Origin of the sequence: Salinivibrio sp. IB872 (assembly GCF_001995345.1) — a bacterium.
In the GTDB taxonomy this organism is placed as follows: domain Bacteria; phylum Pseudomonadota; class Gammaproteobacteria; order Enterobacterales; family Vibrionaceae; genus Salinivibrio; species Salinivibrio proteolyticus.
This window is the reverse complement of record NZ_MUFO01000006.1, coordinates 21,888-38,705: the sequence shown is the minus strand read 5'-3', so window position 1 is coordinate 38,705 and position 16,818 is coordinate 21,888. Positions and strand designations below refer to the sequence as shown.

Here is a 16,818-nt window from a genome sequence, read left to right as displayed (position 1 = left end):
ATGAGCTTTGAAATGGATGAAGAAATCCTTCAGGACTTTTTGATTGAAGCGGGAGAAATCCTTGAGCAGCTGTCTGAACAGCTGGTCGACTTGGAGCGTGCCCCTGATGATTCAGACTTGCTGAATGCCATCTTCCGTGGCTTCCACACCGTAAAAGGCGGGGCTGGCTTTTTGGGCCTTAATGCGCTGGTTGACACATGTCACGGTGCGGAAAATGTCTTTGATACGCTGCGTAACCATGGTCGAGAGTTGACCTCAGATGTGATGGACACCATTTTGCAAGCGTTGGATACCATCAATGATCAATTCTCAGCGGTTCAAAGTAGTGAAGAGCCGACAGCGGCCTCGCCTGAGTTGCTAGAGGCGCTGCACCGCTATGCGAAACCTGCCAGTGCAGACGAGCAAGCGGTTGAGCCAGAGCCGGAGCCGGAGCCAGAGCCAGAACCAACGCCTGAGCCAGAACCTGAGCCTACCCCAGAACCGGAAGCTTCAGCATCGGGTGATGACGCGATCAGTGGTGATTCAGTGGATGAGATCACTCAAGATGAATTTGATCGCTTACTCGATCAACTGCATGGCGAAGGGAAAGCGCCAACAGCAGGCGGTGGYGATAGTCAAGATAAGCCCGATGTGGTTGCAGATACTGAGGCCGACAGCGGTGATATCACCGATGACGAATTCGAGAAACTGCTAGACGATTTACACGGTGCGGGTAAAGGCCCCGCGGCAAATAGCAACGACACACCGGAGCAGTCCGCTCCTGAAAAAGCGCCTGCGAGTGGCGGTGGTGATGAATTCATCGATGATGATGAATTCGAAAAACTGCTCGATGATTTACATGGGAAAGGAAAAGGGCCCGCAGTGGGCGATACGCCGCCAGCAGCGGCAAAAGCAGAAGCGCCTAAAGCCGAACCTAAACCTGAGCCCAAGCCAGAACCCAAAAAAGCGGAACCTGCTAAACCCAGTGCGCCTGCTAAGGCGGGAGCCGGCAATAAAGCCCCGGCTGCGCCAGAAAAAGCACCTGAGAAAAAGCCGCCAGCTGCGCCACAGCAGGAGCAGACAGTTCGCGTTAATACCTCAACACTTGATGCCATCATGAACATGGTGGGCGAATTGGTTCTGGTGCGTAACCGCTTGGTGAGTTTAGGGCAAAGTAGTAACAACGAGAGCATGTCCAAAGCGGTCACTAACCTCGATGTGGTCACCGCCGATCTTCAAGGCGCGGTCATGAAAACGCGAATGCAGCCAATCAAAAAAGTTTTTGGCCGCTTTCCACGCGTGGTACGTGATTTAGCACGTAGCTTGAAGAAAGAAATCGTCCTTGAGATGAAAGGCGAAGAGACCGACTTGGATAAAAACTTGGTCGAGGCATTGGCCGATCCCATGGTTCACTTGGTGCGTAACTCGGTTGACCACGGCATTGAAATGCCAGATGCGCGTGAAAAGGCGGGTAAGCCACGGGTGGGTACCATCACCTTGAAAGCGTCGCAAGAAGGTGACCATATTCTGCTGACTATCGAAGACGATGGTGGCGGTATGGATGCGGAGAAACTGAAAGGCATCGCGGTCGATCGTGGCGTTTTAGATGCGGATGCTGCGGCACGACTGACTAACAGTGAAGCGTATAACCTGATTTTCGCGCCCGGTTTCTCGACCAAAACCGAGATTTCAGATATCTCCGGACGTGGTGTTGGCATGGACGTGGTGAAAACGGGAATCACCAAACTCAACGGTTCGATTAACATCGATTCTGAATTGGGACGCGGTACCATTATTGAAATCAAGGTTCCGCTAACGTTGGCTATTCTCCCGACATTAATGGTGGGCGTCGGTGATAATCCGTTTGCGTTCCCACTGTCGAACGTCAGTGAAATTATCAGTTTAGATATGTCACGTACCAATACGGTCGATGGGCAGCTTACCTTGATTGTTCGAGATAAAGCCATCCCTATCTTCTTCTTACAAGATTGGTTGTGTAAAGGTCAGTCTGATATCGATAAAACCAAGGGCCATGTGGTGATTGTGCAAATTGCTCATCAACGCATTGCGTTTGTGGTGGACACCTTGTTCGGCCAAGAAGAAGTGGTCATCAAGCCGCTAGATGAACTTCTACAAGGGACTCCCGGTATGGCAGGGGCAACCATCACAAGTGATGGACACATTGCTCTTATCCTCGATGTGCCCAACCTGCTAAAACATTACGCGGGTTAATTTGAGAAAAGGAAGCGCATGGCAGTGAAAGTTCTGGTGGTGGATGATTCAAGTTTCTTCCGCCGCCGCGTCAGCGAGATTATTAACGGCGACCCTAGGCTGGAAGTGATTGATACCGCGGTGAATGGTAAAGAAGCGGTAGAGAAGGTTGCTCAGCTCAAACCTGACGTCGTGACCATGGATATTGAGATGCCTGTTCTAGATGGCATCTCAGCGGTACGTCAAATCATGGACCAAACGCCGACGCCAATCTTGATGTTTTCATCTCTGACTCATGAAGGCGCAAAAGCAACCCTTGATGCGCTCGAAGCGGGAGCTTTGGATTTCTTACCCAAGAAATTTGAGGATATTGCGCGCAATCGTGATGAAGCGACCAGTTTACTTCAACAGCGTGTCCTCGAAATTGCGCGCAAGCGCTCTTTCTTGCGTCGTCCTAGTAAACCAGCACCGAGTGCGACAACAGGACAAACGGCCTCACCTGCGGGCGGCGCACGTGCGCCCGTCCGTCCTGCGGCGCCAAGCCCAGCCCCTGCGGCAAAGTCAAAGGCGCCTGCGCGATTTACCTCAAGCGGTAAGCGTTATCAACTCGTGGCGATCGGCACATCGACTGGTGGACCAGTCGCACTGCAAAAAGTGCTGACCAAGCTTCCCGCCAACTTTCCATTACCGATTGTGCTTATCCAACACATGCCAGCAACATTTACGGCAGCGTTTGCACAGCGTTTGAATGGGTTGAGTCAGATTACAGTTACCGAAGCCAAAGACGGTGATGCATTAAAGCCGGGCCATGCTTATTTGGCGCCGGGTGGCATGCAGATGATGATAGATGGCCGACCGGGCGCAGCGCGCTTGAAAATTTTAGATGGCGGTGAGCGCATGAACTATAAGCCTTGTGTCGATGTGACCTTTGGCTCGGCGGCCAAAGTCTATGGTGACAAGGTCCTTTCGATGGTGTTGACAGGCATGGGGGCAGATGGCCGAGAAGGCGCACGAATGCTGAAGAGCGCAGGCTCTACCATTTGGGCACAAGACGAAGAAAGCTGTGTCGTTTACGGTATGCCTCAAGCGGTGGCTAAAGCGGGTATTTCATCGGAGGATTTACCGCTCGATCGTATCGCAGAGCGTATTCTGGTTGAGCTGAATTTAAAATAAGGAGTGGGGCTTGATAGTCTGGAGTATCGCCAACCAAAAAGGCGGTGTCGGTAAGACAACCACCACAGTGACACTGGCCGGTTTAATTAGCGAACGAAAAAAGCGCGTTCTGCTGGTGGACACGGACCCGCACGCCTCCTTGTCGACCTATCTAAATTTTGACTCTGAGCAGTTGCCTGCGAGCTTATTCGATCTTTTTCAGCTGCAAACCGTGAATAAAGAAACGGTGAAGCCACTGATTGTGCGCACCCAGTTCGACAACATGGACTTGATTCCCGCGCATATGTCCCTTGCGACACTAGACCGAGTGATGGGCAATCGCGGTGGGATGGGGTTAGTGCTTAAAAAGGCGCTCGATTCACTGGCTGATGAGTACGATTATGTCCTCATTGATTGCCCGCCTATACTGGGGGTAATGATGGTGAATGCATTGGCAGCGAGTCACCGTGTGTTGATCCCAGTACAAACAGAATTTTTGGCAATGAAAGGGTTAGAGCGTATGATGCGCACCCTGCAGATCATGCAGAAGTCGCGAACCTCTAATTTTAACCTAACGATCATACCGACCATGTATGACAAGCGAACTCGCGCATCGTTAGAAACATTGCAAGAGCTTAAAGTGCGTTATAGCGATCAGGTTTGGGCATCGGCGGTGCCCATCGATACCAAATTCCGCGATGCGAGCCTAAAACATATGCCCGCGTCGTTTTATGCAAAAAATTGCCGTGGCGTTTTTGCCTACAAGACACTGTTAACGTATTTGGAGCGACTGGAGCAGGATGAACAAGCATAATGCCCTATCCAGTGGTCAGGCGCTCGATGACTATTTTGAAGCCTTACTGGATGACTTAGACGAGACCCGTGCACCTCAGCAAGATGCCGTTTCTGAAGATAGCGTGCGTCAGTCAGACAGTGAACCAAGTTGGCAGAAAACGGCGACGCCACTTGACCCAGATTATCAGCTTGAGCCTCAGCCTAAGCTTGCCCCTGATGAGACCGACGTTGAGCCGGTGGCATTTGCTGAACCAGAACGCGATCTCGCTGAGGTTGAGCGCTTGCTGGCGCAACTGAAAGTGGATGAAGAAGCCGAACTGGCGCAAGCCGAAGCGGAGGTTGAGCCTCAAGTAGAAACGGCGACTGAAACAGACACCCCTGATGTGGATACAGTGGTTGAGCCTGACCTTGAGGTTACCACTGAGACAGACATTGAGAGCGACACAGAGGTGGCAACCGAGACGTTGCTGGATGAGCCTATCGTGGACACCGAGGTGACCGAAGAGGTTGCGGTTGAAACCGAGCAGGCACAGGCAATCGATCTTGATGCTGAAATGATGGTTGAGCCCCAGACCGATCTGGAGGCGGATATTGCCACTGATGCCGAGCTTGACACTGAAGTGGATCTTGAAACCGAGGTAGATCTTGAAACCGAGGTGGAAGCCGAGCAAACAGTCGATGTCGAGTCAGCAGTGGAGCCAGAGACCCAAGCTGGAGAGGACCTGCCGCCAACCCAATGGGAAAATGTGGAAACCGCCTCTGAGTTTCAGGTGTTATTTTTTGAGAGTATGGGCGTGACCTATGCGGTGCCGCTCGCGGAGTTAGGCGGGATCCACCAATTGGGAGATTGCAATCACTTGATTGGTCGTCCTGACTGGTATCTGGGTTTGCAGACAGAAAAACACCAACAGCTTGATGTGGTCGATACCGCCCGTTGGGTGATGCCAGAAAAACTGGCAGATAATAGCCACAGAGATGACTATAATTACATAGTATTACTGGGTGATAGTAAGTGGGGACTGGCCTGTAATCGCTTATTGGGCACTCAGGCATTAAGTGGTAAAGCAATTCGCTGGCGCAAGCAAGCCGGAAAGCGGCCTTGGTTGGCGGGTATGGTCAAAGAAAAAATGTGTGCCCTGATCCATGTTCAAGCATTTATTGCTATGTTAAATCAGGGGATTGACGCCAAAGCGATGGCGTAATGATAAATTGCACAGCGCGTAAAGAGGAAAATCAATGTCTCAGGTAGCTGAAGTTCAAAAAGAAGGCGTCAATGACGAGGTATTGCAGTGGGTCACTTTTCAGCTCGAAGAAGAGACCTACGGCATCAACGTCATGCAGGTGCGAGAAGTGTTGCGCTACACCGAAATCGCTCCAGTTCCCGGCGCACCCGACTATGTGTTAGGGATTATCAACCTGCGTGGTAACGTGGTAACCGTCATCGACACTCGCTCTCGATTTGGTTTGATGCCAGGCGAAGTCACCGACAATACCCGTGTAATCGTGATTGAAGCGGAAACACAAGTGATCGGTATCATGGTCGACAGTGTGGCTGAGGTGGTGTACCTAAAAACCTCAGAAATTGACACCACACCAAGTGTCGGTACAGAAGAAAGCGCCAAATTTATCCAAGGCGTAAGCAACCGCAATGGCGACTTGCTAATCCTCGTTGATCTCAACAAACTGTTGACCGACGAAGAATGGAATGAAATGGCAATGCTGTAATGGTTGCGCTGTTATTGACTTGGTTACCTGTCGCAGTGACGGTGGTTTTTGCCATCGTCGCTTTGTCGCGTTTGCGGATTGAGAGACGCGCCAGAGAGCGACTTGAAAACAAGTTGCAGGCCATGGAAACGGTGTTGAAAAGTGCGCGTCAGCGCCACGACAGCCTTGCCAAACAGTTCAATGAGCTGCGTGCGGGCAGTATGGGCATGGGACAAAAACTGGCAGACATTGCTACAAATGTTGACGAGTTACTGGAAAAGCAGGTGGAACTTGAAATGCAAGATCCAGGCAGTCGCCTTTACAGTCGTGCTAGCAAAATGGTTGATCTCGGTGCCGATCTCGATGAGCTGATGCATGAGTGTGATTTGCCCAAAGCCGAGGCTGAGTTGCTACTTAGTCTACGCAAACGCCAAGCCGCCAATCAACAACGATAGTTAGACTTTAGTGTTGATGGGCTTAGGTCCCTGCCATCCGGGTGGGGTTTTTCCTTCTAATACCCAGGCATAAGCAATCAATTCTGCAACCACGCGGTATAAATTGGGTGGAATCGCTTCGCCAACCTCTAGGCGTTCTAGCCATTTAAGCAAATTCTCATCTTTGTGGATCAAACAGCCTTGGTCGGACAGTGCCTCAATGAGGGCATCTGCCAATTCATTGACTGCCTTTGCTTTGACGCTGGGCGCTTGATAGCCGTCATACCCTAGCGCAATGGCTCGTTTTGTTTTTTTCATGATCACACCTTTATCGATAAGCCTGCACGACGTGTATCTTGCTCGGGCGGCTGGCTGTCATGGTGAGGGTTGATGGCGATGTCGAGCGGGATGTGTTGCGAAGCCAAGCGCTCTTCTAGCCAAGGCAATGTTGCTTGTATTCGTCGTTTTAGCGCGTCCGTCGGCGCCGTTAGCAGTAAGCTTCCTCCTTTTCCCTCAAGGTTTACGTCTGCGCGGACATACTGCTTGCCCACAGGTAGATATAAACGTATCTGCCACTGTTGCTTCTCTGGCTTCGCCTTTTTTTCTGACTGATGCCGTTTAACATGTACCCGTACCGGAGGCTTCTCTGGTTCGGCAAATGGGAACACCCATTGCCACTCGCCACTCCGTGCAGACTCTGAGACGCGCTGTTCGGCCATCAGACGTAATACGCCGATAAAGGGATCCGCGTCTTCGTTACGATTTAGCCATTGACGCAATAGGGTTGTTAATGGTTTGTCGGCAGGGCGATGCGTCAGCCATTGCATCAGTGTCTCAGGATCGAGAGGCTGGTGGCTTTTGCTACCGGGGAGTGTCCACAGCGCCAGTAACGACTGCATCATGGCTTGAGTGGCAGGGGGCTGATTCTTTATCGCATTCAATACCGCAGGGAAGAGATGAAGTTGTGCCAGTGTGTCAGATAGCGGTGTCGAGCTGTCCGGCGTTAACAGGGTAAATTGGGCATTGGCAAGCAAAGACGCGTCAAGTTTTTGGGCAAGTGCCGGTGCCGATATTGGTGGTTTAAACACCAATTGTTGAGGGGACGTTGTTCCGATCTTCATGGTTTCTCACAATTATTTACGCGAGTCACACTTTGCAACCCTGTGGTAACTAACAGTCATTTTGACCAATGTGGTACTATGCGTCCAATTTTGTAACACAAAGCAGGATGCAACATTTGTCATGTTGGAAGTGAAACAGCTTTGCTGTGTTCGTGATGACCGAGTGTTGTTTGATGCGCTGACATTCTCTCTTTCTCCCGGCGACCTTGTACAAATTGAAGGCCCAAATGGGGCGGGTAAAACCACCTTGTTGCGGATTATCGCGGGGCTGGGACTCGCAGATAGTGGAGAAGTCTGTTGGCAGCAACAGGCGATTACCCAGCAAAGAGATGAATTTTATCGTCACTTACTGTTCTTGGGGCACACCACAGGGGTTAAGCGCGAACTCACCGCGTTCGAAAACCTCTCGTACTACATGAAAATGCATGGCCGAGACGATCAAGCGGCTATTTGGCAAGCGCTGGCCAAAGTCGGTTTAGCGGGACGAGAAGATATTCCTGCCGCACAGTTGTCTGCGGGACAAAATCGCCGTATTGCGCTCGCGCGTCTTTGGTTGAGCAGCCACCGTAAACTGTGGGTGCTTGATGAGCCGCTAACCGCGATCGATAAGCAAGGAGTGCAGGTTCTCGAGTCGGTATTTGAGCGTCATGTCGAGCAAGGCGGGATGGTGCTTTTCACCACTCACCAAGATATGTTTGTCGGCCACCCGTTACTGCAACGTATCCGTCTGGGGGCCCTATGATCAATACGATGTGGCTGATTATCCGCCGAGAATTGAAAGTGGCCTTCCGACAACCATCGGATAGCTTAAATCCGCTGTGGTTCTTTATCATAGTGATCACCCTTTTCCCTCTTGGCGTGGGGCCAGGTGCAAATTTGTTACAGGAGATTGCGCCAGGGGTAATTTGGGTTGCAGCGCTGCTGTCAGCCTTGCTATCTCTAGAGCGTCTTTTTCGTGATGACTATCTGGATGGCTCGCTTGAGCAAATGATGCTGATGCCGGTGCCGTTGCCTCTGGTGGTGATGGCAAAGGTCATCGCACACTGGTTACTGACGGGGCTACCGCTGTTGGTAGTCAGTCCGCTATTGGCGTTATTGCTATCTTTGGACTGGAACAGTTACCAAGCTGTCGTGATGACTCTGTTGTTAGGGACCCCAACCCTGAGTTTTGTTGGGGCGATAGGTGTAGCGTTAACGGTTGGATTACGTAAAGGCGGCGTGCTGTTGAGCCTATTGATCCTACCTTTGTACATTCCAGTACTGATTTTCGCGACATCTGCCATCGATATGGCAAGTTTTGGCGCCAACATTAGTGGGCAGTTGGCTATTCTCGGTGCTTTGCTCGCGGGATCCGTGACCCTAGCACCCTTTGCTATCGCCGCAGCATTGCGTGTGAGCGTGAATTAATAATTAATCAGGAAGTAGAGCAATTGTCATGTGGAAGTGGCTTCACCCTTACGCAAAATCGGAAAATAGTTATCGTTTATGTGGGAAACTCATCCCATGGTTTGCGGTGCTCGCCGGGCTGAGCTTAGTCATTGGTTGTATTTGGGGCTTGGCGTTCGCGCCTGCTGATTACCAACAAGGCGATAGTTTTCGCATCATTTATATTCACGTGCCCGCGGCCATTTGGTCAATGGGCGCCTATCTGTCGATGGCCATTGCAGCCTTTATTGGGCGAGTCTGGCAACTCAAAATGGCAGACTGGGCGGTGGGCGCGATTGCTCCTGTTGGTGCCGTCTTTACCTTTATCGCCTTGATCACTGGCGCTATTTGGGGCAAGCCCATGTGGGGAGCTTGGTGGGTATGGGATGCGAGGCTCACCTCAGAATTGATCCTGCTTTTCCTCTACATCGGTGTCATGGCGCTGTATAACGCGTTCGATGATGCGCGTATGGCAGCCCAAGCGGCGGGAATATTGGCGATGGTGGGGGTGATTAACCTGCCGATCATTCATTTCTCTGTCGAGTGGTGGAACACCTTGCATCAGGGCGCCACGATTACCAAATTTGCCCGTCCGTCAATTGATCCAGACATGCTCTGGCCATTACTGGTTTGCTTGGTTGGGTTTGCTAGCTTTTTTGCCACGTTGACCTTAATGGGGCTGCGTAATCAGATCGTGTTGCGTGAGTCGCACCGCCCTTGGGTGCGGGCCTTGGTGGAGGACAAATAATGCATTTTGATAGCATGAGTGCTTTTTTGGCGATGGGAGGTTATGCCGGTTACGTGTGGAGTGCGTTTGGCATCACCGCATTGGCATTAGTTGCACTGGTTATTGGTTACCATCGTACCCATAAGAAACGGCTTGAAGCCGTCAAAAAACAAATTGCGCGAGAAAAACGCATTAAAGATGCCCAAGCACTGGAGAACACCTTATGACCCCTCGTCGTAAAAAAAGGCTTTGGATCACGCTTGCCTTATTGGTGGGTGTATCAACCACAATGGGGCTAGTGCTTTATGCACTGAACCAAAATATGGACTTGTTCTATACGCCAACCGAAATTGTTCAAGGTAAGCCGGATGGCAGTAAACCTCAGGTTGGACAACGACTTCGCATTGGCGGCATGGTCGTAGAAGGGTCGGTTAAACGCGATCAAGAGTCGCTGCAAATTCAATTTGATGTCGCTGATGTTGGCCCTGCTGTTACCGTTACGTACGAGGGTATCTTGCCGGATTTGTTCCGCGAAGGGCAGGGGATTGTCGCGCAAGGTGTGCTGGTTGATTCGCGTACGGTGAAAGCCAGTGAAGTGCTGGCGAAGCATGATGAAGAATACATGCCACCAGAGATTGCTGAAGCGATGCAAAAAAGCCATCAACCGCTCGAATACACTGACCAACAAAAGCAAGGTAGTCAATTATGATTGTTGAGCTGGGGCATTTTGCGCTGATCCTCGCCTTGGGATTAGCGCTGTTATTGAGTTTTTATCCCCTTTATGGGGCCAGCCAAGGCCATGAAGGTATGATGAAAATGGCACGGCCTTTATCGGTCGCCATGTTCGCCATGTTGCTCTTTTCATTCATCGCATTAAGTTGGGCGTTTTATACCAATGATTTCACCGTTGCCTATGTGGCAAGCAACTCCAACAGTGCATTACCCTGGTACTATCGGCTGACCGCTGTTTGGGGCGCCCATGAAGGCTCTTTGTTACTTTGGGTGTTAATTCAAGCCTTGTGGACCGTCGCGGTAGCGGTGTTTAGTCGCGGGATGCCACTGTCTTCCATTGCGCGTGTACTCGCAGTGATGGGGATGATCTCGGTCGGTTTTTTGCTGTTTATTATTTTGACCTCTAACCCTTTCGATCGCACCTTGCCTTACTTTCCTGTTGATGGTCGCGATTTGAATCCGCTTCTGCAAGATCCCGGTTTAATTGTTCATCCCCCAATCCTCTACATGGGCTATGTAGGCTTTTCGGTGGCATTTGCCTTTGCGATTGGGTCTTTAATTGCTGGCCGGTTAGATACGGCCTGGGCGCGCTGGTCGCGCCCTTGGACAACGGCGGCCTGGTTGTTCTTAACCCTGGGGATTGCGTTGGGCTCTTGGTGGGCGTACTACGAACTTGGCTGGGGCGGCTGGTGGTTTTGGGATCCGGTAGAGAACGCGTCGTTTATGCCTTGGCTTGCGGGAACGGCATTAATGCATTCCCTAGCAGTGACGGAAAAGCGCGGCACCTTTAAAGCATGGACCGTTTTACTCGCCATCGCAGCGTTCTCATTGAGCTTACTGGGCACCTTCTTGGTGCGCTCTGGCGTGCTTGTATCTGTTCACTCGTTCGCGTCAGACCCTGCGCGCGGGCTATTCATTTTAGGCTTTTTGGTTGTCGTTATTGGCGGGTCTCTGCTGCTTTATGCCTTACGGGCATCGGAAGTGCGGGTACGAACGAAAGTGTCACTCATCTCACGTGAAAATGCGCTACTCGTCAATAACACCCTGTTGATGACTGGGTTAGTGGTTGTCTTGATTGGTACCTTGTTACCCTTGGTACACAAGCAACTCGGATTAGGGTCGGTCTCGATTGGTGAGCCCTTCTTCAATTTTCTATTCGCATGGTTGATGTTGCCTTTTGCCTTCTTCCTTGGCATCGGGCCTCTGATCCGCTGGAAGCGAGACAAGCTGAGTACCCTCGCTAAACCGATGTGGATAAGCGGTCTTACTTCGGTTGTATTTGGGGTGGCGACCATTGCCCTCCTCGCAGACAGCTTCAAAGCGATGGCGGCAATGGGCATCACTATGGCCGCGTGGATCACCCTTCTTCACGGCTATGAGCTTTATATTCGTGCGACCCACCGACATGCCTTTATGGTTGGGATCCGTAAGCTCGGCCGCAGTCACTGGGCGATGGTCCTCGGCCATATTGGTCTTGCCATCACCATCATTGGGGTCGCAATGGTCGAAAATTACGATATCGAACGTGATGTGAAGATGGCGTCGGGGAGCAGTGTCACGTTAGAAGGTTATACCTTTAACTTCACCGATTTGTCTCACAAAGACGGCCCTAACTACGATGGCTTTGTGGCGTCGTTCGATGTCTATCGCGGCGAGCGTTTTATTAATCACCTTGAAGCGGAGAAGCGTTTTTATCGTGTTCAGCGTTCAATGATGACCGAAGCTACCATCGATCGCGGCTTAACGCGCGATCTTTACATTGCCATGGGGGAAGAACTTCCTGATGGCTCTTGGGCGATGCGTCTTTACTACAAGCCCTTTGTGCGTTGGATTTGGTTTGGCGCCATTGTCATGGCGGTGGGTGGCGCTTTGGCGATCAGTGATAAACGCTATCGCTTCCGTCGCCAGACCAAATCGACTCACGTGAAGGAGGCGCGGGCATGAGAAAAGGGTTGCTGTTTTTACCGCTGGTGATCTTTGCCGCCTTGGCGTTCTTTTTTGTTTCGCAATTGGAAAAGAATGCCCAAGGGGACGATCCCACCAAACTGGAGTCGGTGTTGGTCGGACAGCCTGTGCCTGAGTTTCGTCTTGAAGATCTGAAAACGCCAGACAAAGCCTACGATCAGGCCATTTTTAACGGCGAGCCTTTATTGCTGAATGTTTGGGCAACCTGGTGCCCGACTTGTTACGCTGAGCACCAATTCTTGAACAAATTGGCGTCGCAAGGCGTGAAGATCATCGGCCTTAATTACAAAGATGATCGTGCGAAGGCAGTAAAATGGCTAGATAACCTAGGCAATCCCTATCAGATCAGCTTGTATGACGGCGATGGGATGTTAGGGCTTGATCTGGGCGTGTACGGTGCGCCTGAAACCTTCCTCATTGATGCCAATGGCATCATCCAATATCGTCATGTGGGTGACGTGAATGCCTCCAATTGGGCGCAGACCTTAGGTCCGATGTATCAGTCACTCAAGGAGGAGGTGCAATGAAACGATTCGCCTTACTGTGCGTGCTATGGATGAGTGCGGCATTTGCATTGGCCAATGCTATTGATGTCTATGAATTTGATTCGCCAGAGCAAGAAGCGCGTTTCAGAGCCCTGACCCATGAGTTGCGTTGTCCTAAGTGTCAAAACAACAGCATCGCTGACTCTAATGCAGAGTTAGCGCAAGATCTGCGTCAAAAGGTACATCAAATGCTTCAGCAAGGGCGCAGTGATGAAGAGATCTTAAGCTTTATGGTGGCACGCTACGGTAACTTCGTGAGGTACAACCCACCTCTGACGGCATCTACTTTGATCTTATGGTTGGCGCCAGCACTGGTATTGGCGTCGGGTATCGGTGTGGTGATTGTGCGCAGCCGTCGCCATAAACAGGCTGAACAGGCCACGCTGAGTGAGGGTGAACAGCAACGCTTGCAGGATTTGTTAGCGTCGTCAGACGATTCAGAACAGGCAGATAATAATCATAACAAGGAGCCCAAATGATGGAGTTTTGGAGTGCCACCTTGGTGCTGTTTATTCTTGGTGCAGTGATGTTTCTGTGGCCGTTATGGCAAAAAAAAGACCATGATCATCAAGCAAGCCGAGATGCTCTGAACAAAGCCTTTTATTTTGATCGTGTGAACGAAATTAAGGCGGAAAGTGCGGAAGGCTTGATTGAGAACGAGCAAGATCTCACCCAAGATTTACAGCAATCGTTACTGGACGATATTCCGGAAAAGGAAAAAGCACGACAAGCGCGCCATTTGCGTTTATCACCCATGCAGTGGATTCCTGGATTGATTGTGTTGGCGGTGGTGAGTTTTGGCTTATATGGCGTCAAAGGCAGTGCTAACCAAGTGGCTGATTGGCAGGCCACTGCGGAAAACTTACCAGCGCTGTCTAAGAAGCTTTTAAATAATGATCAGCCCATGTCACAGCAGGAGATGCAAGATCTGACCTTAGCGCTTCGTACCCGTTTGCAGTATGAGCCAGATGACAGCACCGGTTGGTTGCTATTAGGTCGTATTGGCCTTGCTAATCGCGACAGGGAGACGGCCAAAGGCGCGATGGAAAAAGCCTACGCGTTATCACCCTCTCGTCCCGAAATTCAGATAGGGTTGGCGCAAGCCTTATTGTTTGCCGGATCGGAAGTCGACAGTGGCCGTGCAGAAACGTTACTAAGATCGGTAGTGAGTGACGACCCGTTTAACTTGCAAGCCATGTCGTTACTGGCCTATCAAGCGTTTGAGCAAAGCCGATTTAATGATGCGATTGCGACGTGGAAAGCGATGAAAACCTTGATTGGTCCTGATGACCCACGTAACGAAACACTGGATCAATCGATCGCGCGCGCTCAGTTGGCTCTTAACGCCGCGCAAGGAGCGGCGGTAGAGGTGAAGGTGAGCCTTGGCGAGGATGTCACCCTCCCTGACAATGGGGTACTTATCGTGTCTGCCCATGAGTCGGCGCAAGCGGCTATGCCGTTGGCGGCAAAGCGCTTACCGCTTTCTAAGTTTCCGGTAACCGTTCGCTTGTCTGATACCGACAGCTTAAATCCCAATCGTGCGCTATCTTCTCCAGAGACGTTAGTGATCAAGGCGCGCATTGACGCGGATGGCAATGTTGCTACTAAAAACGGTGATTGGGTAGGAAGCAGTCAGCCGGTTAAAATCGGTCAAGCAGCAAGCGTGACAATCGACAAACAGCAATAATCACGACAAAATAGACTTCTTTGCGTAAAAGGCTGGGCTTGCCCAGCCTTACTATTAGGGAAATGAATTTGATGTGGAAACGTCTTTGTTTGATAGCGGTCGTGCTCGGTTTGCTATCTGGGTGTGCTTCGCGGCCCGAAGGTGCTGAGTCCCATCCTGAAGACCCGTTAGAAGGGTTTAACCGTGCGATGTGGACTGTCAACTATGATTACTTAGACCCTTACGTTGCACGGCCTGTTTCTATCGCCTACGTCGATTATGTTCCCAGTCCAATGCGGACCGGTATTTCGAACTTTTTAGGCAACCTTGAAGAGCCTGCGAGCTTTTTAAACAGCTTATTGATGTTGGAAGGGGAGAAAGCTGTCACTCACTTCAACCGTTTCTGGATCAATACCTTGTTTGGGCTCGGTGGCATTATTGATATTGCCTCGGATGCGGATATTCAGAAATACGATCAGCGCGAATTTGGTGACGCGATGGGGCATTATGATGTTGGCCACGGCGCCTATTTGATGCTACCAGGGTATGGGCCAACGTCTGTGCGAGAAGGCGCAGGGGAGTTTGTCGACGGTTTGTATCCGCCACTTGCCTTGCTGACTTTGCCGCAATCGGTACTGAAGTGGATGTTCGAGGGGATGGAGTCACGTGCTGCACTCGTCTCACAGGAATCGCAGTTGGATAACTCGCCAGACCCTTACGCTTTCGCGCGAGAAGCCTATTTGCAAAACCGTTTGTATCGCGCGAAAGGCGATGAGGCGCTGAAAGAACAACCTGCGCTCAACGATGAGTTCTTGGATGATTTTATCGATGACATTGACGCCGCGCCGTAAATCTTCATAAGCCGCTTGCGCGAAAAGGGATAAAAAACACCACGGCCAAAACCGTGGTGTTTGTATTTCGTCAAATCAAAATATTAAAAACGGTAGCTAGCTTGCACACCCAGCAGCCACACGTTACCTGTGGTTTCACCTTCAAATGCACCAAAATTGGCTTCCGCATTTTGTTCCGATTCGGAGTTGATTCCATCACGAGCTTCTTTGACTGGCGCGTCTTTGGCAAAGATATAGGTAAACGCCGCATCCAGGGTGAGCTTAGACGTCACGTCATAGCCGGCACCCACGCTTAACCAGGTACGGTCAGTTTCTGGGATGGTCAGGGTACGGTTTTTGTCGCTCACTGCTGAGGTATCGTAGGCAATGCCTGAACGTAGCGTCAGTTTTTGATCCCACTGATAAGTGGTGCCGATGGCAAAGCGATAGTTATCCTCCCAGTTTTCCACTTTCACCTCTTGAGCGCCATTGAGGTATGGGATATCGGCTTCTAACTTGTCAAAGCTGCTCCACTCGGTCCAATTAAGGCTGGTGTGTACTGCCCACTGTTCAGTTATTTGATGCAGCGAAGAGAACTCCGCAGTAGCGGGGAGGGTGAGATCCATGCTACCGCTATAGGTCGACTTTGTTGGTTGCTTCAGAATCACTCCTGCAACTTTATCAAAGCTTTTTCCTTCCGCGTGACCTTCAAGTGTTAGCTCGACTTCAGAACGATAGTTAAAACCGATGCGGTTATTGTCGTTAATGTCATAGGCAACACCGAGTTGCCAACCCCAGGCACGGTCATCCCCTTCCATATATTTTAAAGTTGATCCTGCCGGAATAGGTTTGATAGAGCCCGTTGTGTTCGCTTGCGCTCCAATACTGCCTTCACCCAACACATAGCGAAGGCCGGCGCCGACGCGCAATTGCTCGGTGGCTTTCCACGCAAGGTTTGGATTGATTTCAAACGTAGTGACGGCCGCTTCATTACCAAACTGGGTACCGGTAAAGTCATTGCCCAAATCGGTTTCCATGCCAAAGTTGGTGGCGAGAGCTAGGCCGGCGGTAAAGCGATCGTCGATTTGATGGGCAAAATAGAAATTAGGGATCACGGCATCATGGGCAACATCATTGGTTGAGGTTTGACCGTGCTGAGAGTTTTCGCCATCAATATCGACATTTGGGTTGACGTAAATGCCGCCGGCAGAAACTTGGGTGTCTGCTAGATAGCTCAACAAGGCTGGGTTACGAAACTGGGCGCTGGCGTTATCGGCCATTGCGGCTTCACCAGCAAATGCGCGGCCTAGGCCCGTTGCGGAGGTTTCGGCTAATTGAAAACCTGCACTGTACGCGGAGGTTGAAAGAGAGCCCAATGCCGCAGCGACGGCGAGATAAACGATCTTATTATTTTTCATCGGCTTACTTGTTCGCTATAAAAGGGGACGCTTAGCCTAAACTCTCTTGAGGTTAAATCAATTTTCCTGTCGTATATGGCAAGTAAAACAGAATAAAAATCTATTTTTAATTTT

The 16,818-nt window shown here is 50.8% G+C and carries 19 protein-coding genes; 16 read left to right on the top strand and 3 right to left on the bottom strand.

From position 1 onward, the window contains the following. Genes BZJ18_RS04435 through BZJ18_RS04410 form a run of 6 tightly spaced genes read left to right on the top strand, consistent with a single transcriptional unit; the run spans position 1 to position 6,296 of the window. Positions 1-2,211, top strand: coding sequence for a chemotaxis protein CheA (locus tag BZJ18_RS04435; RefSeq protein WP_077455499.1), 2,211 nt, complete (start codon positions 1-3; stop codon positions 2,209-2,211). An 18-nt stretch (positions 2,212-2,229) separates the two neighbouring features. Beyond that, positions 2,230-3,363 carry a protein-glutamate methylesterase/protein-glutamine glutaminase gene (locus BZJ18_RS04430; protein WP_077455498.1) on the top strand — a complete coding sequence of 378 codons (1,134 nt, stop codon included), beginning with the start codon at positions 2,230-2,232 and terminating at the stop codon, positions 3,361-3,363. 10 nt (positions 3,364-3,373) lie between these two features. Beyond that, positions 3,374-4,156, top strand: coding sequence for a ParA family protein (locus tag BZJ18_RS04425; RefSeq protein WP_069587171.1), 783 nt, complete (start codon positions 3,374-3,376; stop codon positions 4,154-4,156). Continuing rightward, positions 4,143-5,339, top strand: coding sequence for a chemotaxis protein CheW (locus BZJ18_RS04420; RefSeq protein WP_077455497.1), 1,197 nt, complete (start codon positions 4,143-4,145; stop codon positions 5,337-5,339). The genes BZJ18_RS04425 and BZJ18_RS04420 overlap by 14 nt, the downstream gene beginning before the upstream one ends. Positions 5,340-5,373: 34 nt before the next feature. Further along, on the top strand, positions 5,374-5,862 hold the full coding sequence (locus BZJ18_RS04415) for a chemotaxis protein CheW (protein WP_069587175.1): 489 nt from the start codon (positions 5,374-5,376) through the stop codon (positions 5,860-5,862). Beyond that, the gene (locus BZJ18_RS04410; RefSeq protein WP_077455496.1) at positions 5,862-6,296 is read left to right on the top strand and encodes a DUF2802 domain-containing protein; all 435 of its coding nucleotides are present in this window, start codon (positions 5,862-5,864) and stop codon (positions 6,294-6,296) included. The genes BZJ18_RS04415 and BZJ18_RS04410 overlap by 1 nt, the downstream gene beginning before the upstream one ends. On the opposite strand, the gene BZJ18_RS04405 is transcribed toward BZJ18_RS04410, so the two are convergent. Continuing rightward, the gene (locus tag BZJ18_RS04405; RefSeq protein ID WP_077455495.1) at positions 6,297-6,593 is read right to left on the bottom strand and encodes an EscU/YscU/HrcU family type III secretion system export apparatus switch protein; all 297 of its coding nucleotides are present in this window, start codon (positions 6,591-6,593) and stop codon (positions 6,297-6,299) included. It abuts the gene before it with no gap. A 2-nt stretch (positions 6,594-6,595) separates the two neighbouring features. Further along, positions 6,596-7,396, bottom strand: a complete 801-nt coding sequence (locus BZJ18_RS04400; RefSeq protein WP_077455494.1) for a flagellar hook-length control protein FliK — start codon at positions 7,394-7,396, stop codon at positions 6,596-6,598. 121 nt (positions 7,397-7,517) lie between these two features. On the opposite strand from BZJ18_RS04400, the gene ccmA reads away from it, so the two are divergent. The 10 genes from ccmA to BZJ18_RS04350 all read left to right on the top strand — a co-directional run bounded on the left by ccmA (position 7,518) and on the right by BZJ18_RS04350 (position 15,307). Continuing rightward, the gene (gene ccmA / locus BZJ18_RS04395) at positions 7,518-8,138 is read left to right on the top strand and encodes a cytochrome c biogenesis heme-transporting ATPase CcmA (RefSeq protein WP_077455493.1); all 621 of its coding nucleotides are present in this window, start codon (positions 7,518-7,520) and stop codon (positions 8,136-8,138) included. Further along, complete coding sequence (gene ccmB / locus BZJ18_RS04390; protein ID WP_077455492.1) at positions 8,135-8,803, top strand: heme exporter protein CcmB; 669 nt, start codon at positions 8,135-8,137, stop codon at positions 8,801-8,803. Before ccmA ends, ccmB begins: the two co-directional genes overlap by 4 nt. 28 nt (positions 8,804-8,831) lie before the next feature. Continuing rightward, entirely contained in the window at positions 8,832-9,569 is a 738-nt protein-coding gene (locus BZJ18_RS04385) for a heme ABC transporter permease (protein ID WP_077455491.1), read from the top strand. Then, positions 9,569-9,775 (top strand): heme exporter protein CcmD, encoded by a 207-nt coding sequence (gene ccmD, locus BZJ18_RS04380; RefSeq protein WP_077455490.1) that lies wholly within the window; start codon positions 9,569-9,571, stop codon positions 9,773-9,775. The genes BZJ18_RS04385 and ccmD overlap by 1 nt, the downstream gene beginning before the upstream one ends. Beyond that, a complete protein-coding gene (gene ccmE, locus BZJ18_RS04375; protein ID WP_069587187.1) occupies positions 9,772-10,257 on the top strand; it encodes a cytochrome c maturation protein CcmE in 486 nt (161 codons plus the stop codon). Before ccmD ends, ccmE begins: the two co-directional genes overlap by 4 nt. Continuing rightward, a complete protein-coding gene (locus BZJ18_RS04370) occupies positions 10,254-12,224 on the top strand; it encodes a heme lyase CcmF/NrfE family subunit (RefSeq protein ID WP_077455489.1) in 1,971 nt (656 codons plus the stop codon). Before ccmE ends, BZJ18_RS04370 begins: the two co-directional genes overlap by 4 nt. Continuing rightward, a complete protein-coding gene (locus tag BZJ18_RS04365; protein WP_077455488.1) occupies positions 12,221-12,772 on the top strand; it encodes a DsbE family thiol:disulfide interchange protein in 552 nt (183 codons plus the stop codon). Before BZJ18_RS04370 ends, BZJ18_RS04365 begins: the two co-directional genes overlap by 4 nt. Continuing rightward, positions 12,769-13,269, top strand: coding sequence for a cytochrome c-type biogenesis protein (locus tag BZJ18_RS04360; protein ID WP_077455487.1), 501 nt, complete (start codon positions 12,769-12,771; stop codon positions 13,267-13,269). Before BZJ18_RS04365 ends, BZJ18_RS04360 begins: the two co-directional genes overlap by 4 nt. Then, positions 13,266-14,477, top strand: coding sequence for a c-type cytochrome biogenesis protein CcmI (ccmI, locus tag BZJ18_RS04355; RefSeq protein ID WP_077455486.1), 1,212 nt, complete (start codon positions 13,266-13,268; stop codon positions 14,475-14,477). Before BZJ18_RS04360 ends, ccmI begins: the two co-directional genes overlap by 4 nt. 71 nt (positions 14,478-14,548) lie before the next feature. Further along, on the top strand, positions 14,549-15,307 hold the full coding sequence (locus BZJ18_RS04350; protein ID WP_077455485.1) for an MlaA family lipoprotein: 759 nt from the start codon (positions 14,549-14,551) through the stop codon (positions 15,305-15,307). A gap of 83 nt (positions 15,308-15,390) precedes the next feature. Here the strand turns inward: BZJ18_RS04350 and BZJ18_RS04345 are convergent, their stop codons facing one another. Beyond that, positions 15,391-16,704, bottom strand: coding sequence for an outer membrane protein transport protein (locus tag BZJ18_RS04345; RefSeq protein ID WP_077455484.1), 1,314 nt, complete (start codon positions 16,702-16,704; stop codon positions 15,391-15,393). Positions 16,705-16,818: the final 114 nt, after the last annotated feature.